General features: G+C 31.7%; 20 protein-coding genes. 5 read left to right on the top strand and 15 right to left on the bottom strand.

Features of this window, described 5'->3' with window-relative positions; all coding sequences use genetic code 11:
- Positions 1-111: 111 nt before the first annotated feature.
- Positions 112-972, top strand: coding sequence for a hypothetical protein (locus PXD56_RS02680; protein ID WP_276491816.1), 861 nt, complete (start codon positions 112-114; stop codon positions 970-972).
- A gap of 13 nt (positions 973-985) precedes the next feature.
- On the opposite strand, the gene PXD56_RS02675 is transcribed toward PXD56_RS02680, so the two are convergent.
- From PXD56_RS02675 to PXD56_RS02615, 13 genes are all read right to left on the bottom strand, one after another.
- Complete coding sequence (locus tag PXD56_RS02675) at positions 986-2,221, bottom strand: glycosyltransferase family 4 protein (RefSeq protein WP_276491815.1); 1,236 nt, start codon at positions 2,219-2,221, stop codon at positions 986-988.
- A gap of 88 nt (positions 2,222-2,309) precedes the next feature.
- A complete protein-coding gene (locus tag PXD56_RS02670) occupies positions 2,310-3,494 on the bottom strand; it encodes a glycosyltransferase family 4 protein (RefSeq protein WP_276491814.1) in 1,185 nt (394 codons plus the stop codon).
- Positions 3,491-4,951: an oligosaccharide flippase family protein gene (locus PXD56_RS02665; RefSeq protein WP_276491813.1), complete on the bottom strand. Its 1,461-nt coding sequence runs from the start codon at positions 4,949-4,951 to the stop codon at positions 3,491-3,493. The genes PXD56_RS02670 and PXD56_RS02665 overlap by 4 nt, the downstream gene beginning before the upstream one ends.
- An 8-nt stretch (positions 4,952-4,959) precedes the next feature.
- Positions 4,960-6,054 (bottom strand): glycosyltransferase family 4 protein, encoded by a 1,095-nt coding sequence (locus PXD56_RS02660; RefSeq protein ID WP_276491812.1) that lies wholly within the window; start codon positions 6,052-6,054, stop codon positions 4,960-4,962.
- Positions 6,055-6,168: 114 nt separating this feature from the next.
- Complete coding sequence (locus PXD56_RS02655; RefSeq protein WP_276491811.1) at positions 6,169-6,597, bottom strand: serine O-acetyltransferase; 429 nt, start codon at positions 6,595-6,597, stop codon at positions 6,169-6,171.
- Between the two features lie 108 nt (positions 6,598-6,705).
- A complete protein-coding gene (locus PXD56_RS02650; RefSeq protein ID WP_276491810.1) occupies positions 6,706-7,608 on the bottom strand; it encodes a hypothetical protein in 903 nt (300 codons plus the stop codon).
- A gap of 4 nt (positions 7,609-7,612) precedes the next feature.
- The gene (locus tag PXD56_RS02645) at positions 7,613-8,782 is read right to left on the bottom strand and encodes an MBOAT family O-acyltransferase (protein WP_276491809.1); all 1,170 of its coding nucleotides are present in this window, start codon (positions 8,780-8,782) and stop codon (positions 7,613-7,615) included.
- A 333-nt stretch (positions 8,783-9,115) separates the two neighbouring features.
- Complete coding sequence (locus PXD56_RS02640) at positions 9,116-10,210, bottom strand: glycosyltransferase family 4 protein (protein ID WP_276491808.1); 1,095 nt, start codon at positions 10,208-10,210, stop codon at positions 9,116-9,118.
- A gap of 14 nt (positions 10,211-10,224) precedes the next feature.
- A complete protein-coding gene (locus PXD56_RS02635) occupies positions 10,225-11,061 on the bottom strand; it encodes an O-antigen ligase family protein (protein WP_276491807.1) in 837 nt (278 codons plus the stop codon).
- Positions 11,062-11,533: 472 nt separating this feature from the next.
- Positions 11,534-13,906 (bottom strand): GumC family protein, encoded by a 2,373-nt coding sequence (locus tag PXD56_RS02630; RefSeq protein WP_276491806.1) that lies wholly within the window; start codon positions 13,904-13,906, stop codon positions 11,534-11,536.
- Positions 13,907-14,252: 346 nt separating this feature from the next.
- The gene (locus PXD56_RS02625) at positions 14,253-15,059 is read right to left on the bottom strand and encodes a polysaccharide biosynthesis/export family protein (RefSeq protein WP_276491805.1); all 807 of its coding nucleotides are present in this window, start codon (positions 15,057-15,059) and stop codon (positions 14,253-14,255) included.
- 43 nt (positions 15,060-15,102) lie between these two features.
- Complete coding sequence (locus PXD56_RS02620) at positions 15,103-16,455, bottom strand: exopolysaccharide biosynthesis polyprenyl glycosylphosphotransferase (protein WP_276491804.1); 1,353 nt, start codon at positions 16,453-16,455, stop codon at positions 15,103-15,105.
- Between the two features lie 616 nt (positions 16,456-17,071).
- A complete protein-coding gene (locus tag PXD56_RS02615; RefSeq protein ID WP_276491803.1) occupies positions 17,072-17,602 on the bottom strand; it encodes a UpxY family transcription antiterminator in 531 nt (176 codons plus the stop codon).
- A 287-nt stretch (positions 17,603-17,889) separates the two neighbouring features.
- Here PXD56_RS02615 and PXD56_RS02610 point away from each other — a divergent pair, with 287 nt between their 5' ends.
- Entirely contained in the window at positions 17,890-18,909 is a 1,020-nt protein-coding gene (locus PXD56_RS02610; RefSeq protein ID WP_276491802.1) for an NAD-dependent epimerase/dehydratase family protein, read from the top strand.
- A 114-nt stretch (positions 18,910-19,023) separates the two neighbouring features.
- Entirely contained in the window at positions 19,024-19,161 is a 138-nt protein-coding gene (locus PXD56_RS02605) for a hypothetical protein (RefSeq protein ID WP_276471390.1), read from the top strand.
- A gap of 129 nt (positions 19,162-19,290) precedes the next feature.
- Here PXD56_RS02605 and PXD56_RS02600 read toward each other — a convergent pair whose 3' ends face one another.
- Positions 19,291-22,338, bottom strand: coding sequence for a DNA polymerase III subunit alpha (locus PXD56_RS02600; RefSeq protein ID WP_276491801.1), 3,048 nt, complete (start codon positions 22,336-22,338; stop codon positions 19,291-19,293).
- A 259-nt stretch (positions 22,339-22,597) separates the two neighbouring features.
- Positions 22,598-23,812 (bottom strand): DNA polymerase IV, encoded by a 1,215-nt coding sequence (dinB, locus tag PXD56_RS02595; protein WP_276491800.1) that lies wholly within the window; start codon positions 23,810-23,812, stop codon positions 22,598-22,600.
- A gap of 277 nt (positions 23,813-24,089) precedes the next feature.
- Here dinB and PXD56_RS02590 point away from each other — a divergent pair, with 277 nt between their 5' ends.
- Both PXD56_RS02590 and PXD56_RS02585 read left to right on the top strand, forming a co-directional pair.
- A complete protein-coding gene (locus tag PXD56_RS02590; protein ID WP_276491799.1) occupies positions 24,090-25,013 on the top strand; it encodes a hypothetical protein in 924 nt (307 codons plus the stop codon).
- A 45-nt stretch (positions 25,014-25,058) separates the two neighbouring features.
- Complete coding sequence (locus tag PXD56_RS02585; RefSeq protein ID WP_276491798.1) at positions 25,059-26,393, top strand: phospholipase D-like domain-containing protein; 1,335 nt, start codon at positions 25,059-25,061, stop codon at positions 26,391-26,393.
- Positions 26,394-26,487 lie beyond the last annotated feature (94 nt).

Below are 26,487 nucleotides of genomic sequence, written 5' to 3'. Positions count from 1 at the left end.
AAAAGTGATTTTTCGAAAAAGTAAAAGCAAAAAAAACATCTTCTCTTTAAAAATTTAGCTATATTTAAGCTAGTTGATATTTTTAAATAAATAAGATTATAATTTTATATTATGCCCAGATTTGATTTCAATTTTAATAAATACCCACAATTGTTTATTTTTTTTATTACAATTTCCATATCTAGCTGTAATAATTCTGATGATATAGACGAAATAATCCCAACTGGAAAAACCAAAGAATACACGTTACTTGAAACAAATATATCTGATCTAACGGGCACAATTATATTTTCAGAAAACACAAACGGTTCTACTACAGTTTTGATTCAGGTAAATAATACAGTAAAGGACATTGACCTACCAGTTTACCTTAGAAGAAACACCGCCAATACAGGTGGTGGGATTGCTATAATATTAAATAATATTATTGGAGAAAATGGAAATAGTAATACTGTTGTATCTAAATTAAACAACGGGGAAACAATTAGCTATTCTGAATTATTGGAATTCAATGGTTACATAGCAATTGAAGATAATGTTATGACTGGCTCTTTACTGGCTTATTCTGATTTAGGTCCTAATGAATTAACAGGGAATAAAAAAATCTACAATCTTTTCGCTCCAAATGGCGCAATAAATGGATTAATTACTTTAGAAGAAAGGAAAAAAGGAACGACATCACTAACCATAGGGATTTTACAAACTAACGAAAATGATGAATTTCCTGTTACATTAAATATTTTATCAGAAAGTAATACACTTGAAAATAGCAAGCAACTAAATCCTATTACTGGTAGCTTAAATGGGTTTAGTTTTAATGAACTAACAGATATTAATGAAGAAGTGATTACATTTGATAAGTTTATTCAAACAAATTCATTTATAGAAATAAAACAATCTATTGATACTGAAAATTTTGTAGCAAGTGGAGGAATAGGAAATCATGCCGAAGCTTCTCCAGTATTAGATTAAACATATTAAAAAATTAGTTTTCATAATATTTTTCAGTAAACACCTTTATTCTTCGTTCCCATTTACTATTCATTGCATGTGAATATGCGTTGAATGCTTTTTCTTTAAGAAGCTCAGGATTTGATTGGAACTCTATAATCGCTTTTGCAATATCTTTAGCCGTACCATCACCTTCAGATGGATCAATTTTAATTGCACAATTTTCAGGTACTAAATTTCGAGCACCACTTATGTTTAAAACAACTAACGGCAAGCTATAAGCCATAGCCTCCATAATTTGAGTACCAGAAGTATCTCTCATAGAGCAAAACAACATAATATCAGCCTTTCTGTATTCTTTATCCACTTCTGCAAATGGGACCTTTCCTAAAACTTCAATTTTTGAAGAATCTAAGTTATATTCTTTTATCCATTTTTCAATTAACTTACTACTTTTCCCGCCACCTACAATAGTCAGTTTGTAAGGAATATTTTTAGGCACAAAAGAAAGAGCATGTAAAGATAAATTAAGACCCTTTCGAGGAATTACACGCCCAATCCATATAATGTTTAACACCTTATGCTCACTCCTTTCAATAAACTCTAAATTATTATAACTTTTAGGTATCGCATAAATATCTGTTAATCGGCTCTTGGATGAATCTGAAAATTCAGATTCATCCAAGAGCATTTTAGTTTCACCATTGGTACTAATAATATATGTGGCTTTTTTTAAAGTACGATGAAGACTCGTACTGAATAACAATAGAAACTTAGACACCCAACCTCTAATAATTTCAGTAGTCCATGCATTGCCAAAATATTGTTTAAAAATAGGTAAAGCCATTTGACCACCGCCAACTGGACCAAAAATAATCTTACAATTCTCAAGTTTATATAAGCATGAACCTTGTTGAATGCTGCCATAAGAAACATGATGCGCAATGTCAAAATTATGTTGTTTATGCAAATCCAGTACACGATTAGAAGCCTTTTTCTTCCATAAATAATAATGTAAATAAACGGATTTCTTATTAGGGTCAAATAGCTTTTCGTCAAGACCCCAAGCTAATTTAACGAATTCAATATGTAAATTGGGAAGATTTAATCTCTTAACCTCTTCTTCGATATAATCTTTATCATCAAAATTAGTTACGCAATAAACATTATATCCTATTTCAGCAAGACCTAACGCCCAATTCCATCCACGACCTTCTTCAGACCCTTTAATCGGTGAACAAGCATAAGCGCTAATAAGTATTTTTTTCATATTATTTAAAAAAAGGATTGAGGGAAGTAACCTATATAAAAACTATTGAAAAAAGTTACACAGTACTTTAATTTTATTTAATAATATATTAATTACAATTGTATAATTCATCCATCTTAATTTTATTCATTTTTTCAAATCTATTGGAATATTGTAATTGTTTAACGTTTTCCAAAAGTCGCTCTTCCTTATTCTGTTGTAAATACTCATTGAGGGTGCTCTCTATACAATCTTCTGTTGCCTCAACCGATATAACCCCAGTTGAATTATGAATTACATATTCTGGAAGTCCCCCTGTATTTGTCACAAGTACAGGACAACCCAAACCATATGCCGTCATTACAACACCACTTTGTGTTGCATCTATATACGGACATATAACAATTTTGGACTTATTTATAATCTCTGCAATTTCTAGATTACTTAAAAACTTATTTTCGACTACAACATTCTTATCATCTAAATTTAAAAAATAAGGTTCGTAACCATTTATGGTCTTACCCCCAATATAAAACTTTATATTAGGAAAATTTCTTTTAAGCCCTTTAAAGGTACCTACAAACAATTCTACACCTTTATACGGCGATATACGGCCTACAAAACTGATATAGTCCCTTATAACCATTTTATTATTTTGCAGAAATGATTTATAAATTGTGTAGGGCATAAGACTTAGAACATAAATCTTTTTACTTTTTCTTAATTGTGGTTCTAAAATCTTCTTACTATACTCACTAAAAACCACGAATTTACCGACTAAATTAAACCATATTTTACGATAGACTTCTCGACTCCATTGAAATTCCCCACTATGTGTTAATGGGTCATGAATGTTTGCAATAAGCTTTTCCCTGTTAAAAAAATAATAAGGTAAACTAAATACCGTACGACTAGAGAAATCATCTAGATGAATAAAATCAGGTTTTATTTTTGAAATATGTTTTTCCATTAAATTTGATACTCTTTTTGTCTGCCATATTTTCTTCGTAGGATACACAACAAAATTTACAGAAACACATTTCTTAAAATACGGGGCTAAATTTTCTAATTTCCAATCTTTAACAATCAGATTAAAAGATGTCAGCGCAGGATACTGAGTCAAGTCAACATCTATGTTAAGTATATTAGCTTTAAGTTGATTAGGCGAAAGCTCTATAAGTACATGTGTTTTGTACCCTTTCAATGTCAATAATTGAATATATTCAATTGCAGCATCTAAAAAATAAACTTGAGTACAGAATACGATTGTTTTTAGATTTCCCTTTTGGTTCATTTCTGTTTTTTAATTTTTGAACTTAACATTTTATTTCTTTGACCAAAAAATAAGAAACCTATAATCCCTAATGTAAGCCATAAGCCAATGAATATTATATATGAAGGTACAAATTTGGATATTGATATATAAGTAAGAACAATGCTAGTGGTACAAACAATAAATAGTAAAATATGAACCCAAGAAATAAGCTTATTTTTTAGTAGTACAATATCTTGTGAAATATGAAATACAATAAAAGAAATGAAAATAGAATAATTAACAACTGATAGAGAGGACCAAAAATATAGCCCTACCATACATAGTGTAATATTTATAATAATACTATTTATATTAAACCACATATCAAGTTTTTCCAATTTCAATGAAATTAAAATGTTAGCTTGTACTAATGAAGTTGGAAAAACAAGCATCGTTAAAAACATTTCCTTTGTAAATACTGCTGAGGATGCATATTTATCCCCAAAAATAAACGGTAAAATTTCATCAGCGAACGAGTAAGTAAATGTAAAGGCCGCCAAACCGTAAAGTGTACAAAACAAGAAAATTTTATTATAAAGAGACTTGATACTATTAGTATCATTGTTCTTTGAATATTCTACAAATTTCGGCAAAAGCGTAGAGCTTAAAACTACAGGCACAAGTTGTGCTAAGGAAAATATTTTAAATGAATTTTCATAGTGAGCTACCGCAGATAATGGAAGCATCTTAGAAATAATTAAGGTAGACGATTTCCAATAAATAACATATGCACTTCCAATAATTGCAAAAGGCCAATATTTAGATAAAATGGTTTTGATATAATCAAAGGATAAAGAAACTTTCCAAAATCCAGTCAATTTGATTCCATCTGCCGACCCTATTTTTAAAAATAAATTTAGAGTTATAAAACGTATTATGATTAAAATCACAGTTAACACAACAATGTTGAAGGGATAGAAAAACAATAAACTAGCAATTCCAAATTTTGCAAAAGCTTCAATAGAAAGAACCGTGACAGTTTTCTTTTGTGCAAACTGAGCTATATTTATATTTTTAATAGAATAAATAATATTATCGAAAATTATATTTATTGAAAAAAGTATAGATAATTTTTGAACTGTAGTATTTTCATAAAGCATTAAAGCAAGAATAATATTAACTAATAAAAAAAGAAATCCAAAATAGGCTTGCATTTTTAAAAACTTAGCTGCAAGTTCAGTTTTATTCTCTGTATTCACGATTTCCCTAATAAACCAATGACCCAAACCCATGGCAGAAAAAGCTACAATCATTTGATATAAACTATTTGCTATCAAATATTCAGAAAAATCATCTATAGAGTAATGTCTGGCAATGAGAATATAGAACAAACTTAGTAGAATGTTTTGCGTAAGACTACCTAACACTCCCCAAATACTGTTTTTAAAGATTTTTGAACTAAACTTATGTTTAATTTGATTTAGAATTATTTTCATCTAAAATTCTAATTAAGTTTATGAAAATCTTGATTCATTTGTGCTGTAATTTTTTGACGTGTAAAGTTTTGACCAAGCAATTTATTATTAAAAGCCATATTATCCTGAAGTAATTTATCTTCATACAGATGATTTAGTGCCTTAGCTACACTTTTGGGGTTACGACCATCTACCCATAAACAATTATCAGGTTCTTTAAGATGATCAATTGCAGCCCTTGTTTTAGTTGTAATTATAGGTAAACCACAGGCTACAGATTTAAAAAGAGCCATTGGAAAACCTTCATCAAAATATGTTGGAAAAACCAATGCATTAACATTTGAATAAAAATGATCACACTCTTCTTCAGATAGAAAACCGGTAAGATGTACGTAATTTTCTAATTGTCTTTCCTTTATTTCATTTTTAAAAGCATCGTATTCCTCTCCATTACCCGCAAATACAAAAACACACTTCTCTTTATATTTGAAAGATGAAATGGCTCTAATAATACTAAATATACCTTTCTCAGCAATCATCCTTCCTGCAAAGAAAAATTTAAATCGGCTATCGTTCAAATGATGTTTTTCAAGAAATGCACTTGATTTTGTTGAACGGGCTGCATCTATAATATTACCGGTTACGCATGCCTTTTTCCCTAAAATCGGTGCATATTGGACAATATTATGAATTTCCTCATACGATAAGAAAAACCATAAGCTTACATATTTTGTTAAGTATGGAATTACTATTCTTTTAAAGAAAAAGGACTTATCAGTTAAAATAGAAAGGTCAGAACCATGTGTTTTAATGGCTATGTTTAACTTTTTCCAATAAAAAAGTCTAATCAAAGCTACAGTAATAAAATCTCGAGTTGTACCAACGGGTTCAAATCTAGAATTAAGATAGAGTATATCAGGCTTCATTTGGTGTAGCCTCCTAATAATAGAAATAGCATTTTCCAATACTCCAAATAATTTATCAATTCTTCTTCCACGAGGCTTGTTTCGTGTATAAGTAATTGTTTCACACTCGTAACCAAGCTCATTTAAACCTTCAACTTCATCCATAGCAAGATTAATATGATTTTTTGGAGGAATACCAACTAATATTTTAGATGCCATTTAAGAAATTTTCGTAGTTTCAATTAATAATTTAAGTCTTATGTTCATCCAAAAAAAAAAAATTAGTTTAGATAAAATATTCATTTCGAAGCATTTTTTTTAGTAAAATATTATCTATTTCTTATAAATTATTCTCCCAGGATTTCCAACAACAGTACAATTATCAGGAATATCACGAATAACAACACTACCACTTGCTATTTGAACATTATTACCTATTTGAATTGGACCAAGAATACATACATTACTACCAATATGGACATTGTTTCCTATAATAGGAGAACCAGTATGATTACTTCTATCAAATCCTTTTCCTCCAATGGTAGTACTTTGCCTAACAGAACAATTATTACCAATGACAGTACCAGGACTCACAACAAGAGCTTGACCATGATGTACTGCAAGTTCTTTTCCAATCCGTGCACGCCAAGGGATTTCAACGCCTAAAACCCATTCTACCATAAACCTGTAAAACAATAAGTAAGGAATACCTAAAAGAAATAGTACCTTATTTAAGGTACAAAGATTTGCAAGTCTATACATTACCATTATAATTTTTCCTTTTTGTTCATTTATAATCCAGTCTTGAAAAATAGATTTCATGTTATATTGAATTGCAGAATTATTGATACAATATTGCTTTAAGTATAATTAATCCTCTCTGACTAAATCTGCCACTTTTTCCGAAAAGAGAGTCGCACCTTTATCATTGAGATGCGAAACATCATCAAAAAGATAAGGTGATTCTAAAAAATCTTGATTCTTGGTAAAATTAAAGAAAGGTATCTTATATTCATTACAAATTTCTTCGCATAGCTCTAATGAATAATCTTTATCATAAGTGTAATATACTGGTGACACGATTACCATAACAGCTATACCGTTTTCTTTACATAAACTCAAAAAATCTTTAAAAACATTAATTTTATTTTTATCAGTTTTTTCAAATTTAATAATGTCACGCATTTTTAAAGGTTCTTTCCATTCCCCATATAATGGGACATATCCATTCTTATCTTTAGTCCGTAAACCGTTTATATTAATATTTCCAATTGCAATATTACCTATCGTTGAATTATATGGATAAATTCTAGAAAAATTCTTGACAGGTTCATATTGGCTTCTCAAGTTTACTATATTTCTTATCTCTGAATGATTTTTATAGTATGGTAGTAACGATGATAAGCGATCATAATCAGTTTGATTTATATTAAATTCACCGGTAAAATCATATAAAATCAATTTTGGTTTATATCGTTTAAGAATAGATTTTAATACAGCGGTTTGATAGAAAATAAAATTACCATCTCTACCTGTATTGTAAAATGAACTATTTAATTTTTTTTTAAAAACACTAGGTTTGTAATGATGGTTTGCTCGAGAAGAACCAAATACAAGAATATCTTCATTTGTTTTCTCCATACTGTAAGTAGTTCTATACTGAAAACCAGAAGTTTGCTTAAAATAAAAATATTCAAGACTTTCACCAACTGCAAAATCTAGCACAAAGACTATAATAATACCAATAACACAATTTAGAATAAATTTTTTCATAAGATTAGAACTGGAAATAAATAAACTGCCCTCCATCAAAAACACCAAGAAGCAGAATCAATATAATAACCAAAGAATATGAAATAAACCTCACAGATTTCTTCGTACTTTTAAAAAATAAGTTCCCGTTAGGGAAAAATTCATCATAACCCTCTTTTAACATTAAAACAATTATCGCAAAAACACTGTATGCGAAAGAACTTTTATCACCTATAAATAGATTTCCAGCCACTGTAAACATGCGTTCAATTATAACCAAAGCATCAGTAAAAGTATTTGCACGGAAAAAAATCCAAGAAAAAGAAATAAGTACAAACGTTAGAATCAAGTTTCCTATGTAAATAAAATTAAATTCTGTATTCTCGGTTTTTCTTTTGGGAGAAATTTTTAATATTTTAAACAATACTTGATATAGTCCATTTAGACCACCCCAAATGACAAAGGTCCAATTTGCACCATGCCATAGTCCGCTTATTACAAATGTTATCAGTATATTTCTATAATTCTTTGTTGTACCAACCCGATTTCCCCCTAACGGTATATAGACATAATCTTTAAACCATGTAGATAAAGATATATGCCACCTAGACCAAAATTCTGCACAAGATTGGGCAAAATAGGGTCTTCTGAAGTTCGTCATCAAATCAAACCCCATTATTTTTGCACAGCCGATAGCAATATTACTGTAACCAGCAAAATCGCAATAAATTTGAAATGCAAAAAAAATAGTAGCTATAAACAAGGTAATTGAACTGTGATATTCTGGTATTCCATAAACAGAATTTACATAAATAGCCAATCGATCAGCAACAACAATCTTCATAAAATAACCCCATATCATAAGTTTGATTCCTTGAGCGGCTTGCGCATAATCAATTTTTTTAGTTTCCTTAAACTGAGGTAATAAATTAACCGCTCTTTCAATGGGTCCCGCTACCAATTGTGGAAAAAATGAAACAAACAAAGCGTAAATACCAAAATGCTTTTCACTTTTTATATCTCCACGGTAAACATCAATAGTATAACCGACAGCTTGAAAAGTATAGAATGAAATACCTACCGGTAACAAAAGATCAAAATTGGGCAAAGTCATGCGAATCCCCCAATCAGTCAATAAGCCAAAAATAGAGTCGTTAAAAAAATTGTAATATTTGAACAAAAATAAAATACCCAAATTAATAATTAGGCTTGTTGTTAAGTACGCTTTTTTTCTACTTTTAACCGGTGTGCTATCTATTTTTAGAGCACATAAATAAGTTACTACTGTAGAAGTAAAAATCAGAATGGCATATATAGGTTGCCAATTCATATAAAAATAATAACTGGCCACTAATAGGAATAACCAGCGATACTTTGGACTTAAAATAAAGTAAACTATGGCTACTAAAGGAAAGAATAATAAAAATTCAAAAGAATTAAAAAGCATAAAAAGTTAATTAGTCTTCAATTTATATTCGTGTATCTGATAAGAATAAATCAAATTGATTTAGTTCTGCACTTTTTTGTTTTAATCAAGTATTTTACCAAATACTTGGTCCATATTCTTACATACGGATTCTTTTGAGTATTTTTTACCAAGATGTTTGTTATTTACTTCCATTCTATTTCTAAGCTCATGGTTGTCATAAATTGCATTAAGAGCCTTTGCTACTGATAATTCAGAATTACCATCAACCCATAGGCAATTTTCAGGTTCGTTCAATTGATCTTTAGCAGCTCGAATTCGGGTAGTTATAACTGGTAAACCACTGGAAATTGATTTAAACAAAACCATAGAGAAGCCTTCATCAAGAGAAGGAAAAACTAAGGCATCACAATTTGCAAAGAAATGATCACATTCAATTTCGTCAATGTAACCTGTGAATTTAACATATTTTTCAATATTTAGTTCTGTAGCTAAAATTTTTAAGTTTTCGAGCTCTTCACCACTACCGACCATTGTAAACATTGCATCATCTCTACCATCAAAATAGGGTATTGCCTTTAAAATACTATAAACACCTTTATCTCTTACCATTCTACCAATGAAAAGAAAATTGAATTTATTTTCATCCAAACCATTTGATTTTTTAAAATTATCTGATTTAGTTGAACGACTGGGGTCAATAATATTATATGTTACATAAACTTTCCCTTTCAGACCTGGAAAGTAGTACAGTAAATTTTTTTTCTCTTCTTGAGATAACATTAGATAAGCATCAACTTGAGAGGAAACAAACGGAGCTATAATACACTTATAATAGAAACTATTACCTTCCATAAAAGAAGTATCTGAACCATGAGATTTAATTATTATTTTCAATTTACCCCAGTATAAAAAACGAAATAGTAATAATGAAATAAAGTCCCTAACGATACCTAAAGAATTAACCCTAGAATTAAGATAAAGTATATCAGGCTTAACTCTATAAAGCATCTTTAAAACATTTATAGCATTAATTAAAACGCCATATATACGATCTAAGGTAGTTGCATTCCACTTGTTTCTTGTATAAACTACTGTATGGCATTCATTGCCCAATTCTTTCAATCCCTTAAATTCATCCATCGCAAGAATAACATGTTCTTTTGGTGGAATCCCAATTAAAATCACTTTTTTCATATTAATTCTAATTTCTATTTTGATTTTACTCCTGAACTTTTATGCGGAGGTATAATTAAAATAACTGTGAACGATGCTACCATAACCAATAATCTATAATCCAAGAAAGAATAGACCGTATTAAAAGCTACAATCCATGAAATAAGACCGGCCATTACGAAACCTTTATATCTAGGAAGCTTGCCTAATACCGCCAAGTATATATTTTGAAAAAAAGGTATAGCTAATAATAGAATAAAAATTATAAAAGCCAAATAACCCTGTTCAACCAATATTTTTAAATATCCATTTTCTGGCTGGGTAAAATAAATTAATTCACCATCAGATTCAATTTGTAAATACATGTCCTGGTGATATTTCATTAGATAACTTTCAAAATTGCCAAAACCAATTCCTAGCATAGGATATTTATCAATAATAAAGGAAGTTTCTGTCCAAATTGATTGTCTAAACGAAAGATCATCCCCTAAATTTTCAGCTCTACCAAATATGCCTGAATCCGGTTTATATAAATAAAAAGCAAAAGTCCCAAAAACAAAAGATAAAATGGTGTACAATTTAATCCTTATACTTGAAATAGAAACTAAAAATATACAGCCTAAGACAAACCCACCAAGTGCTGACCTACTACCTGCGAGTACTATAGCTATTAAAAATAGAACAAAACCAAAATAAATTAAATAATTTTGATTCTTATTTTTTGATTTATCCATAATCATAAATAAGAAACTACTTAACGCGAGAAATTGACCGTTATATTGAGACTCACTAAACATACCAGGGTATCGAATTAGCCCTGTGGCTTCATCAAACGTATTTTGACCTAGCGCTGTATAAAAAGTAAAGTTCAAACCAAAAATTATTTGAAAAAGCATAAAAATCAATACGAAAACAAGAGCTTTTCTAATTGCAGGTAGTAAGTTCAAAAATAGATTATTATTACCCCATAAATATATATACAAGAAACGAGCAAAAATAAATATGTTAAATACAGGATAAAGAAGATAAAGATTACTTGTCGGGAATTCAGAATTAATTTTACTAATCAAAGTTATGACCCAAAAAAGAATTACAAGAGTTAGATAAATCCACGTATTTATTTTTTTGTCGAATGTCAAAAATTTCTTCATGAAAATAAAAAAAGACATTACAGTAACAACATCAAAAGCCTTAACGAAACCAAAATCTAATGGCAGAATCTTAGTATTAATAAATGGCAAACTATAACAGACGAATAGAACATAGGTTTCTATTGTTGGTTTTTTGATTATCAGTAAAATAAAAACAATAATTACAATAAGTGCTATTACATATTGAAACATATTATTTAACCCACTTAGATAATATTCGCTTTATAGTCTTAAAATTTTCAATTAATAATTCTATAAAATGATTTTTATTATTCTCGACAGGAACCTCATAACCATATCCATATCCATATCCATTATTTACTAAACCCCTCATTTTAACACCATTAAAAATTAATTCGCTATTTTCAAAACCTTTTCGCAACACATTTTCATCTATGTGTTGCAACACAAACTTGGGTGTATGATTATGTCGTATTACAATAATAGTCTTGTCCACCAACTTTGATAAAATAGCTGCATCCGAAACTAAAGTTGTTGGCGGAGTATCAAAAATAATAGCTTCATACTCTTTTTTTAAGTCTTGCACAAAAACTTTTAGCTTTTCCCCAGTTAAAAGATTTGATGAATTCAATGTTTTTTCACCAGCAGGGAAAATCGTTAAATTCTCTACATTGGCTATCCCTACCTTTAACGGTAAATCACCTTTTAATACTTGACTCATACCAATTTCATTTTCCAAACCGAATAAATGTGAGACACCAGCCTTTCTTAAGTCTAAATCAACCAAAGCTGTTTTTTTCCCCGATAATGCCAAAGTAATAGCCAAATTAGAACTAACGTAACTCTTACCTTCTCCTGCAATACTAGAAGTTATCATAACAGCCCGTAAAGTTTCTCCTTCATCATACAATTGCATATCGGTCAAAACACGCCTGAATTGATCTACTATAAATAAATCTTTATGCTGCGAAACAAGCAATTCTTCATTAGATTTGTCAACATAGGCCAATTCTCCCAAAACAGGAACTGCAGGATTAATTTCCAAATCTGTTCGAAAAAGTACTTTTGTATTCAATAATTCGCGACTAGCAATAATAACGAGACCTAAACCTAAAGGCATTAATAAACCAATTAAATATATAACGGCTTTTTTAGGAGATACAGGTCTTAAAGAAGCTTCTGCTTTTTCGATAACACGAACATTTCCTAAAGTAGGGGCGTAAGACAATGCTGTTTCCTCCCTTTTTTGAACCAGAAAATCATATAAATCTTCAATACTTTTCTTTCGCCTGTTAATTTCTAAAAATATTCGTTCTTGTTCAGGTAAAATATTTAATGCCTCATTATACTTACCACTATTAGTAGATAAGCTACTTTTACTCGCCAATAAATTAGATTTTTGACTGCGAACATTTTCTAGAATGCTTGGACGTATATTTTCAATTCTATTTTTTACAACGGTCAGTAAAGGATTGTTTTCTGCGGTAGTCTTGCTTAATTCACCATATTCTATTTCTGCGTCATATAACTTTTGCAACAATTGACCCAAAATAGGATCATTAACCCCTAAAGTTGAAGGAACTATCCCTGCATTATTATTTTTAGAGATAACATACCGCTCAATCTTATTCAAGACAGAAAGCTGAAGGTCTATTTCACCTATTTGACGATCATAATCACCAACATTTTGTAGATATAAATTACCTTGCTCTCCTAAGTTAATAACACCTTCTTTAGAACGATATTTTTCCAAATCTTTTTCTACTTCTTGTAAATCTTTACCGACAACTTCCATTCGTTCATCTATAAAACTTAAGGTATTAGAAGCCAAAGAATTCTGAGAAGTGACGGTAGCTTTTTTATACGATTCAATAAGTTGATTCACAATAGCATTACCTCTCTCAGGTATAGGATCGGAATATTCTATTCTAACAACAGTTGCTGATTTACTTGCTGCACCAACATAAAGATTAGCTACCATTTGATTTACAATAACCCTTGGTGGACTAATCTGAAATTTAAAAACCTTGTCGATGTGATATTTTTGATATCCATTAGGCAAAAATTTTAAAACACTTCCTCCAAATGGGTTACTTACCCAAGTATCGAAAGGAACACCTCCTCCATCAATAAAAACTAATCCTTGCTCGTAATCTACTGAAAACTCAACTTCATCAATATCGACGTTTAACTTAACATCCGATGGATCCATTAAAATTATTTTTATAGGAGCATCTTCAAAATAAACTTTGTCTCTAAAAAAACCAGATGTATATATTTTTGAATATAGACCAAGTGTATTAACTACATCTTCAACTACATCTTTTGATTTAATGACCTCAATTTCATTCTCTACTATCTTCTTAGATTCAAATACATTAAAGCTTTCAATTAATTGTGATTGATCAACACCTTTCTTTTCATCATTCACAATTAAAGCGCCAGTGCTTTCAAATTTTGGCACAGTATTCCATATATAAAATTGGGCTACAATTAGCCCCATGACACTCAAAGCCAAAAATAAAGGCCAGAAAGGCAAAAATTTTTGAAGAATAATATGAAATAGGTTTTGCTGCCTATTATTTGTCGTTTGAAACTCAGACATTTTGATATTTTTTAAACTATTTTTTTTTAAACACCTTAACAACAAAAATTGCTCCGTAATAAAAATTCATGAATATCGGTACCTGCATTTTTTTTATCTTATGATCATTTAAGAACCTACTTGCATGCACAATTGCGATACCATCTGGAACTAACACATTACTATTCTGCAATGCTTCTTCAAAAAAACCAACTTTTTCTGCTATACAATACTAATATTGATTAATGGTATTAACCAAAACATTATTACCAAATTCAATATATTTAACTTGACCACTGAAGACATTATAACCTAAAAAATTAATGTTTGATATACTATCCATTTTTATGTTAGGAGATATCGACAACTATTTGAAATTTACTATAGCAATTATAGCCAAAGAAATTGCGCTTAAAGCCACCGGAATCCATGGCCTAACAACGCTAGACTCTGCTACTTTAGATGGCCGTGGCTCTACATAAATAATATCATTAGACTTTAAATAGAAATACTGTGAACTCAAAATATCGCTAGAGGTCAAATCTAAATGTTGTAAAACTTTATTACCACCTACTTCACGAATTAACGATACATTTTCTTTATTGCCGTAAATTGTTATATCACCGGCCAAACTTAGCGCCTCTAATACAGAAATTTTCTCGCTCGGAACCGTAAACACATTAGGTCGTAACACTTCACCTAAAACAGATACTCTAAAATTTAACAAACGTACATCAACTATAGGTTCCAACAACAATTTTTGATTTGTTAGGGCTGCAGTAATATAATCACGTACTTCTTGTTTAGTTTTACCTGCAACTTCAATTTCACCTAATATAGGAAAACGAATATTACCCGTTTTATCTACTAAATAGCCAGAAGCCTGCCCTAAAACACCGCTAACCATTGTAGTACTTGCCCCAACTTGATTCGATGTATTGAACATAGCAGCCGCTTCTCTGTTTACACTACTTACAGATATACTTAAAAGATCATTCTCATGAAGCGTATCTTCTAAATTCTCAAATTTAGAAGAATTATAAATTGAATCTGGAGCCTCATAAAAATATGTAGACTTTTTCATGTTACCACATGAAACTAGTAAAGCTAAAAATAGTATAATCCCGGCATTACGCACCATTATACCTTTAGTTTTTAAAAATTTATTTTTCATCTTTTTTCTGTAAATTGTTTGTTACTTAAGCATCGCAAAGGTACTAATAAGCCTTTTCTTCTCCTTTAATAATATTATACACCGTGTAAAACAATATGCGTAAATCTAAGCCCATTGACCATCTTTCTACATAAAAAATATCTAAACGCGTACGATTCTTAATATCCGATGGTTTGATAATCTCACCTCTATAACCCATTATTTGAGCTAGACCTGTAATACCTGGTTTTACAAAATGGCGTACTAAGTATTTATCTACCGATTTTTCATAATCTGTAGTATGTACCACCATGTGAGGTCTTGGACCAACGATACTCATATCTCCTTTAAACACATTTATGAATTGCGGTAATTCATCTATGCTTGTTTTACGTATAAATTTACCAATACGAGTTACCCTCATATCGCCTTTTTTTGCCATTTGCGAATCTGACTCTTTGTTTACAGTCATAGAACGGTATTTGTAGCACCAAAAAGTTTGTCTTTTATAACCATGTCTTTTTTGTTTAAAATAGAAATCCCCAGGAGAATCTAGTTTAATCAATATATACAAAATAGGTGTTAACCAAGACAATAACAGTAAAATAACCAATCCTGAAAAAACAATATCAAAAGCACGTTTAATGATACGAGCATACTCTGTATCTAAAGGTACATTACGTAAATTAAGTACGGGAGTAGTATTGTAAGTTTCAACAGACATTGCCCTGTTAAAAACATCCATATCATTTAAGATAACCTTAAATCGAATTAAGTTATTATCGGCAAAACTCACAAAATTCTTAAGTTCTTCTTCGCTGAAATTAGAAGCCACACAATAAATGATGTCAACATCATAATTTAAAATATAACCAAACGACTCCTCTATTTGGCCTAGATATGTAGGACTTTTTGATTTTTTATCAGAAAAATATCCCATATAATGATATCCAAACGTAGGGTTATCAAATACTTTTCTGATTTTCTTTAAATTTCTATCCCTACCAAGTACAACTACTTTAACACTATTACGACCTATAACCCTAAATTTACCCCTTATCCAAAAGAACAATACTCTATACCATATTAGACAAATAGATAAAATTGCATAAACCAAATATTGATACTGCACAGATGGCACACTCTCATCCTTTATGGCAAACAAGGCAAAATAAGAAAGGAAGTAAACAAAGAGAATTTGTATGATTTTATGAAACCTAGTGAAAAATAATTCTTTTCTTTCAGTAGTGTAATAGTTTAAAATAAATGCAATAAACAACCAACTAATATTATAATACGCAATATTAAATACATTTAAATACGTCTCAGGCGTTAGAATATACAACACGCCATTTATAATACATAAATGTAAGAATATGGAAATAGGAATTATAAAATCTGAATTACTGTATTTCATCTATTTAAATGGACAACAAAAAAAATGATTATTATAAAATTTAATAAGTTAAGATGACAAAATTGGATGAAAAAACTTGTTGGTACAACTACTATCGACGAATGAATTAATTTACTTGATAATAGCATAAACCTTATGGATTAATTATGTGGCACAACCTTAAATTTAAACTTTTAACCCACTACTAATAAAATGAAGCACTTAACAATTAGAAAAGATAATCTAAATATAAAAAAACGGAATTCTTCTTGTCGATTCTAGAGTTTATTCAACGGCTCCGCCGTTAAATCCACATAAAACATTTCGCAATTTTGAAATAATGCGATAATTCATTTAGATTAGTGTTCAGTCTATTTACAATAACTTTAGTAAACATACAGGAGAAAAACCTTACAAATACTACAGTTACGGTAAATTTATAGTTATGGTAGAGCAAATAAAAGTAATTTGGAAGTAATAAAAAAGATATGAATTGTAATTAAGTCAAATTACACAAAAAAGGGATGACCGTTACGTATTAATTAGACACCTTAGCTTAGTGTCTAAATTTTATAACAAAATTCTAGGCTAGCAATAATTTTTAGAAAGATGACCAGAGTAAGTAGCACGATAAAAATTAAGCCACATCCCTAATTTTAGCCGATAAGACAATACCCAAACCGTTTAAAACAAGTTTAAGTTCATTTCTGCGAACTTGCTGTATTATAGCTTCTTTATTTTTAAAGGCACCTTTTTCAATTGTAATTAACTTACCTTTTTGTAATTGTGAAGATTTTACCGTACAAATAGAATCATTAGCCAACCATTCTTTTATAACATCTATTTCTACATCACGTACTACCGCCGGCTTACCCAACCAATACATATATTTTTTAATATGTGATGTTACAAAGACCGTATCTCTTTCAGATTCTTTTAACCTTACAAATACATAATTATCAAAAACTGGAACTTCAATAATTTTTTTTCGATCGCTCCATTGCCTGATTTCCTTTTTTACAGGACAATAAATTTCAAATTTATGGTGCTCTAAAATCTCAGCGACTTGCTTTTCTCGTTTAGCCTTAACGACTAAAACAAACCACTTCAAGGAATTAATATGAGTTGCATTACTTTGATGCATTAAATGGAGTTTGGTTAGTAACAATAAATATTTTACCGTTGATCACATATAATCAACCAAGCATGTAATGTAAAAACATAACGAAGTTCATCGTTAAATATTGCTAATCCTGTATTTGCTAAAAGTATGCCAAAGTCACAAAATTATACTTTAAGACATAATACTTAATTCAGTAGATTTTATTTAACCTTTAAACTTTATTTAATTGCAGATTATCTATTTCCATATAGCTAAAAAGTCTTTCTTTATTGAATATAGTATCTTTAAAAACTTTTATTTATTCAAATTTAACATTATAAAGTAGAGTTTATATGAAAATTTTAGTGACCGGAGCTGCAGGATTTATTGGTTACCATTTAGTTGAAAGACTTATTAAATCTGGACATGAGATAGTTGGTCTTGATAATATAAATGATTACTACGATATAAATTTAAAATATGACAGATTAGAAGATTCAGGAATTAAGCGTGATTTAATTCCTGAAAATGGACAATTATCAAAAAGTCTAAAATACTCTAATTATCGATTTACTAAAATGGATATTACAGACCTAATTAAATTACAGCGTCTTTTTGAAGAAGAAAAATTTAATCAAGTAGTTCATTTAGCAGCTCAGGCAGGTGTTCGATATTCATTAGAAAATCCACACGCATATGTACAATCTAATTTAGTCGGCTTTGTTAATCTGTTGGAATGTTGCCGAAATTATAAAATTAAGCACTTTTTGTATGCTTCGAGCTCTTCTGTTTATGGAACTAATTCAAAAGTTCCTTTTTCAGAAGATGATAATGTTGACAAGCCAGTTTCTTTATATGCCGCCACCAAAAAAAGTAATGAATTAATGGCCCACACCTACAGCCATCTATATAATTTACCCACAACAGGCTTACGTTTTTTTACTGTTTATGGACCATGGGGTCGACCAGATATGGCACCTATGCTTTTTGCTGACGCAATTACAAAAGGGAAAGCAATTAAAGTTTTTAACAATGGAGATATGAGTCGCGATTTCACCTACATTGATGATATTATTGATGGTATTGAAATTTTGATCAATCATAAACCAGAGGTGAATGAAGATAATTTGTTTTACCATATTTTAAATATTGGCAATGGACAACCCCAAAATTTATTAGACTTTATTAAAGCCATTGAAACTAGCTTAGAAGTAACCGCCAAAAAAGATTTTTTACCAATGCAACCAGGCGATGTACCAAGAACTTGGGCAGATACCAAACATTTACAGGAGTTGGGGTACAAAAGTGCTATAGATATTAAAACTGGGGTTGCGATTTTTATTGAGTGGTTTAAAAATTATAATAAACTATAAAATCAGAGTAGCGAACAACTTTAACTCCGCGCAAGAGATCCTCTACTTATTTATACTGCCTATCAAGCTAACTTTCACCTCAATACCAACCAAACAAACTCGTAAATTGCCCTTATGAAAAAATTAATTCAATTCTTTGGTGCTTGGTATGGAGCTAAAAAAATAGGCGGAGGAAAATGTGGATGTATAGGAACCTTTTTTGTGTTCTTAATTCTATTCTGGATATTAGGGTATGTTTTAGAGGCTTTTTAAATTCGTTGTCCGTTGAAGGTTTACGCTGGGCACCTTTCGCTTGACGCTATACGCCGGTCGCCTCGCTCTTGACATTATAAGACGGTTTATCTGCGCTGAGCATGTGACGTACTGCGAATAGCGTTTCCTCTATTCTCTAACTTCTATATTCTCTTCTCTCTCTCCTGCTTTCTCACCCGCTTTCTTTTGACCAAAAACCTTAACACTGGTTTTCATGTCAGCATATCTAGGGTCTTGTATAAAATCTTGTTTTTGAAGCTTAATGACCTCAATGCTCAAGAACCCAAACTCACTGACTACTTTACCGTAGAACCTATATATCCCCCTTCCTCTAAATTTATACTTTTCTGCTACTGGAGGAAACAATACGGCATCAAAAACTTGCCCATATTGATCTAATAAAGTTGCAAAGAACATTGCTTTGCCTTTATGTGTCCTCGTCCTTTTTACAGTGATTAAATACCCGTAGACATCTATATTCTTGTTCAGATAACGTTCTAAATCTTTACTACCCGAACTATTAAAAGGTAATTTTTCCAATAAATCAAACGGACTACATAAACTAAAGCCTAACAATTCTAACTGTGTAAAGGCGACTTCTAAATTTGTACTATACAATGACGGAATCTCAAAATGCTGGTGCCTTGGCGCAAATAGTTTAGGGTGGTCTATTTTCTTGGTCTTGTTCAACAGCAAATGTGCTTTCCAGAGGAGTTCGTGTTTGTTGGTATCGGTAAACCTGAATGCATCGATCCGTATTAAAATGCTTACCTGTTCTATAGAGATAATCAATCTATCCAGAAAATCTTCCAAGGATGCAAACAATCCTTTTACAAAGCGTTCTTTTAAAATACGCTCCATTACCCGTTGTTCCAACTCCCGCAAATATCCTAAACCTAAATACAGATCCTTACCATAAATACGATTATCCGCATTACTTTTATTTACGCATGGCGAATGTACTGTTGCACCTAACATACGTGCTTCGTGCACATAGAATTCGGGTTTATAAAATCCGCCACCATTATTGAGTACGGCTACCATATATTCTAACGGATAATACGCCCGTAAAAACAAACTCTGGTAACTTTCTACAGCATAGGATGCAGAATGCCCTTTTGCAAAAGCGTAGCCGGCAAAACTTGCTACTTGATCCCACACTTCCTGAATGAGCTTCTCGGCATATCCTTTTTTGCGGCAGTTATCCATAAAGGTATCCTGCACTTTTTGGAATTCCTCACGAGAACGGAACTTACCGCTCATTCCTCGGCGTAACACATCGGCTTCACCTAAATCCAGATCGGCAAAATGATGGGCTACTTTTATAACATCTTCTTGGTAGACCATAACCCCGTATGTCTCTGGCATAATCTCTAACATGACCGGATGCGCCATCTTTTCTGCCCTACCTTTATTACGATGCCTAAGAATGTATTCGCGCATCATTCCGCTTTTAGATACTCCTGGACGAATAATAGAACTTGCCGCTACAAGACCTAAGTAGGTATCTACTTCTAGCTTTTTCAACAACATACGCATGGCAGGTGATTCCACATAAAAACAGCCCATGCACTGCGCTGTTTTTACTAAATTATTAATTTTAGGGTCTTTCTTGAATGCCTTGATATCATGAATATCGAATTTTACAAATTCCTCAGGCCTGTCGCGTTCCAGAATATCCAAAGTCTCCTTTATTTTAGAGAGTCCGCGTTGGGCTAGAATATCAAATTTAAAAATACCGACATCTTCTGCAATGACCATATCAAACTGCGTAGTAGGAAATCCTTTTGGGGGCATATTCGTCGCTGAAAACCAATGAATAGGTTTCTCGGTTATTAGGATACCTCCTGCATGAATACTCAAGTAATTGGGCATACCGTGTAGAAGTTGTGTATACTTCAAAACCAAAGTTGAAATATTATCTAACCTACTTGCCTGTATATTACCATCGCACAGTAAATCTATTTCATCTTTTGGTAGACCAAAAACCTTACCCAGCTCACGTATTACTCCTCTAGATTGAAAAGTAACATAGGTACCCAACAGTGCCACATTTTGGAATCGATTAAAAATATATTCCGTCATAACAGGTCTATCCCTATGCGAAAAATCAATATCAAAATCTGGCGGATTTACACGATACAGGTTAATAAATCGCTCAAAATACAAATCGAGCTCCATAGGATCCACATCGGTAATAAAAAGTAAATACGCTACAATACTGTTGGCACCACTACCCCTACCTACATAAAAGAAATTTTGCTTTCGGGCATAAGAGATAATATCCCAATTGATAAGAAAGTAAGAAACAAAATTCATTTCTTTAATAAGACATAGCTCTTTCTCTAATCTATCTAAGACAGCTTGATTTACCTCAGGGTACCTATACGGCAGTCCTTCTTGACACAGCTGTTCCAAAAAAATCTCATCTTCTTCTCTACTGCCCAAGTAGGTATTTAAATTCTGCGTTTTTCGACCTACAGAGAAATCAAAATAAATGGAACAGCTATTTATTAATTGCTGAGTGTTTTCTAAAATAAAAGAGTGTTCAGAAAAATGTGCCGCCAGATTGGGTATAGCATACATATGCTCATCATCACTTGCCTGCTCAGTAACCGGCAACATACTCAGTAAGGTATTATTATCAATAGCGCGTAATAATCTGTGTGCATTAAAGTCGCGCTTATTTCTAAACGTTACAGGTTGCAGCAATACAATTTTATCTCGCTGTTCTAATAGTTTAGAAAATCTCAGCCGTTTCAACTCATTTACAGAAACTCCTATAAATTCGTTTTCTGCAAAGGTTTTTTTTTCGTGTTGAAGAACTTTTTCAAAGGGATAAATAACAAACACTTCTTTAAACTGCGGAGCAATTTCTGGTATTTCTTTTTCTTGATGAATATGATGCGACAAGAAATTATTAAGCTCTAGAAATCCTTCATTATTCTTGGCAACACCTACAAAACAAGGCTCTATTCCGTTTCTAAAATCGATACCCAAAATAGGAGTAACATCAAATTCAGGTGATTTACGTACAAAATTTAAGCAGGCAGAGGTGTTATTAATATCGGTCAACACCAATTGCGTGATGCCATGCTTTTTTGCTAGCTGTAAAAGCTCAATTTCCGAGAAAGTCCCGTAACGAAGGCTGTAATATGTGTGGCAGTTCAGGTACATTTTTGGTTGATGGTTTTTGCACTACGCTTTTGGTTGATAGTTGTCCGTTGTTGGTTGTTCGTTGTTGGTTGTTGGTTTTTTTGCGCTGAGCGCTTCACGCTAGACGCTATGCGCAGTATGCTATTTTGTGCTTTACGTGAGGCGCTCAGCGTCCAGCGAACAGCGTTTCTTCTCTTCTCTATTTTCTATATTCTTTTTTCTAACTTCTTTTCTCTCCTCAACAACCAATACTTTTCTCCTCCTTTGGGGGCTAGGGGGCTTACAGTTTCCGATGCGCCAACACCACTGGCGGCAGTCCGTTAAAAGGGTTATGCATTCTACCAATTGTTTTTGCTCCCATGCCCGATGCCCGTAACACACTTTTATCCCCGTAGCGCTTTCTAATAGTATCCATAGCATTGTAAAGACTTAGAATTTCTTCGGTATCATCAAAAAGATTAATTTGATAATTACCCGAAACCAAGTGACTAAAACGTATACCAATTAACCGTACCAGTAACCTACGCTTATATAAATTCTTAAACAGATCCAATATTTTAGGAATTAAAATATGATCTGCACTGCTATACGGAATACGCATTTGCTTAGAATAGGTATTAAAATCTGAATATCTAATCTTCACGGAAATACAAGCCGTCAACTTTTCTCCTCTGCGTAATTGATAAGCCAAATTTTCTGTCATGGCAATAAGAATACCTTTAAGTCTATTTACATCAATGGTATCTTTGTTAAAAGTACGTTCCATTGAAATTGATTTTCGTTCATTGAACGGAATTACGGGTGTATTATCAATGCCATTAGCTCGTTTCCAAATGACTCCGCCATTGGCACCTAACACACGTTGCATAACCTCCATGGGCATTTCTTGCACGGTACGCACTTGCCGTAAACCAAGGTTTCGTAAAGTTTGATAGGTTTTATCGCCCACCATAGGTATTTTCTTAATGGACAGAGGTGCCAAAAAAGGCTTTTCCAATCCCTCATCTATCTTTAATTGATTATTTGGTTTCGCCTCGTTAGTAGCTACTTTAGACACCACTTTATTAGCCGATAGTCCAAAGGAAATAGGGAGTCCTGTTTCTCTTATAATCTTCTTACGCATTTCTGAAGCATACTGGTAGCAACCAAAAAAACGATCCATACCGGTAAGGTCTGCATAGAACTCATCTATACTAGATTTTTCAAATACAGGCACAAACTCTTTTATGATTTCGGTCACTACATCAGAATGTTTACTGTAGTCACCCGCATTACCACGAATTACAACAGCATCAGGACACAGTTCGCGGGCCATTTTCATGGGCATCCCAGAATGTACACCAAAGCCACGGGTTTCATAACTACAAGCTGCAACCACACCACGGTCACCAGTACCACCCACCAATAATGGCTTATACTGTAATTCACGATTATTCAATCGTTCTACTGAAACATAAAATGTATCTAAATCTATATGAAGTATAGTATTGCTCATAGCTCTTTCTCTTAAAATTCGGGACAGTTAAATTATGGATTATTTCCAATTATTAGGATTATTTCCATTTTTTAACATTAAAATAAAAGCTTAGTATAAAAACTAAATTATTGGTAACAGCAATTAAAAAGAGTTTGGATTTTACCTAACATAATTTAAAGCCACTATCGATTATATTAAAAGTGTATAATTTTCGTTTAATATCATAGATCTTGTAGATTATAGAGGTATTAAACTAATAACAGTTGAAGCCCATCTTTAAGATAAGAAATTACTTATGCGCCAAATTCATTTTATAGTATTAGCTGCTTTATTACTAATATCCACTATTAGTAATGCGCAAGATATAGCTACCATAAATATAGATTCCCCAAATGAAAGCTCCGTTTGGAACATACCCGACAAAATAGCTTTACAGTGGAATACCGTAAAAATTGATACTAGCAAGTCTATTCGTTTTTTTCTTGTGCGAAATGAAATGGTAGTACAAGAGTTAGGTTCATTTAAGAACGATGGTTTTGAAGACGGAATAGAATTAGCAAAAAACATTGGTTCTGGAGACAGATATCAAGTAGTTGCCATAGAGTTGTTCCCAGATGACAAATTCAACATTGCAAAAAAGGTGACTCCTTTTTTCTCAATTATTAATGCAGCATCTGACGAAAGAAAGAAAAAACAGCAACTGGCAAATGTAAATACCGTAGCGCCAAAAAAGAAAAGGTCTAGAGCAAAGAAAAAAGCAAAAGAGAAAATTGCACCTAAGCAAACTTCTATAGCGCAAGCTGAAAGCAAGCCTGACACTACGTATGAAAGCATACCTGACACGACGACTGAAAGCAAACCCGAAACTAGAGATAGTTTTGATGGAAGAAAAATTTCATACACCAAAGAGTTTGAGTTCAACTCTGAAGATGTGGTCATAAAAATTTGGGATCACGGCAGACAAGATGGTGACATTGTTTCTATTTACCTGAACGGTGTACAGGTAATTAAAAAGTACTACCTAACCTATTGGAAAAAGGAGTTTAAAATTAAACTAGACCCAAAAAAATCTAACGATCTATTTCTTTATGCCCATAATTTAGGAGACTCGCCACCAAATACTGTTTCGGTTGAAATATCTGATGGCGAAAAATCTGAAAACATTGTACTTAACTCAGATTTAAAGAGTTGTGAAGCAGTATTGATTAGTGTGAAGTAATTAAAACTCCGTATTATTACGTTCTAAGAATCAGTTAAAACATAAATGCCATTTAAATCATTTTTTGATGAACCTGAAAACTATAAAAATCGATTCGATTTTTATGAACAAGGTGGCTCTCCCTTACTCCTTCAAAAATTTATAGAGTCTATTGAAGAGCAAAGAAATGATATCAAAGAAGTCAACATCTCATGGTATTTATACAACAACCAGCATTTACATGACTATCTTAAAGAAGTAGCTGCAGATGGCATTCTAGTTAATGTCATTACCATTCCATTAGAAGGCTATGATAATTCTAACCCCAAAATTATAGAAAACCTTACAACGGGCCAGAAATCAAACAAAAGCCTAACTAAATATAATTTGGCTAGGAAGATTTATGGAGAGATATATAGATCAACCACGAACGAAAATTTCAACCTATATATTTTTTCGCATTTATATGTTAGAAGTGCGCGCATAAAAAAATTCTCAAGAGGTGCCCTACCCTATTCCTTACATATTAAATTGGCATACATTAAAAAGAAAACCGGGTACATACTACTATTAAGCTCCTCTAATTTAGCAGTTAGAGATTTGGTTAAAAACGAATCAATGATCTATGTGGAAGACGAACCAAATTATGAGGAAAATATAAAAGTTTTTTATGAAGACTTGATTAGAAATTCCATCCATATTAAAAATTATAAGACATCTTTAAACACAACTTGTAACACCTTCAAGAAACTAGAATTCAAATACTCAGATTCAGTAGGTATTACTGCTCCATTTTATAACAACTCTTCAAATCTATTGGAGAAATATTTATCAGAATATATACGCACAGCTAAAGAAAGAATTATTATTTGCGCACAGCATTTAGCGGCATTCAATTATGAATTTAATGCAAAACATCATTCTACCATTAATAAAAATGAAACCCGTAAAGGCATACTAGGCGAGGTAATTACTATGGCGAACAAAGGTGTAAAAGTTACTTGCGTATCACAAACCTTTGCACCCTTACCTGAAGACGAGAAAAATTTTAAAGAGACAAAATTCAGAAGACCTGTAAATACCAAAAATTTTCAGCAGTTCTTTAGTCAGATCAATAAAACTGAAAATATAGCATATTTTGTCAATGAAAATATTCATTCAAAATTTATACTTATAGACAATACGCTTTTATGTTGCTCCTTCAATTTTACACCCACACAATTTATTTATTTGGATAATGTAAATATTTCTAATTTCAAAAACATGCCAGATTTAAGTTATAACGGAATTCATTGTGAAGTAGGAATATATTTAGCCATTAACGACCAAAATACCATTAAGGCTTTTGAAAACAATATGGCCAATGTAATAAGCAAGAAAGAAACCATACAAGTTAAATAGATGGTTAAATTGAAAGGAAGTTGAAATTCTAAAATGTATTTTTGTCTTGATGAGATGCAGTTTCTGAATACTTACTTGAGAAAACCTGGAATTA

This window comes from Maribacter zhoushanensis (assembly GCF_029350975.1).
GTDB classification, from domain to species: Bacteria; Bacteroidota; Bacteroidia; order Flavobacteriales; family Flavobacteriaceae; genus Maribacter; species Maribacter zhoushanensis.
Note: the sequence above shows the minus strand (reverse complement) of the source record. Positions and strands in the feature narration are given on the sequence as shown.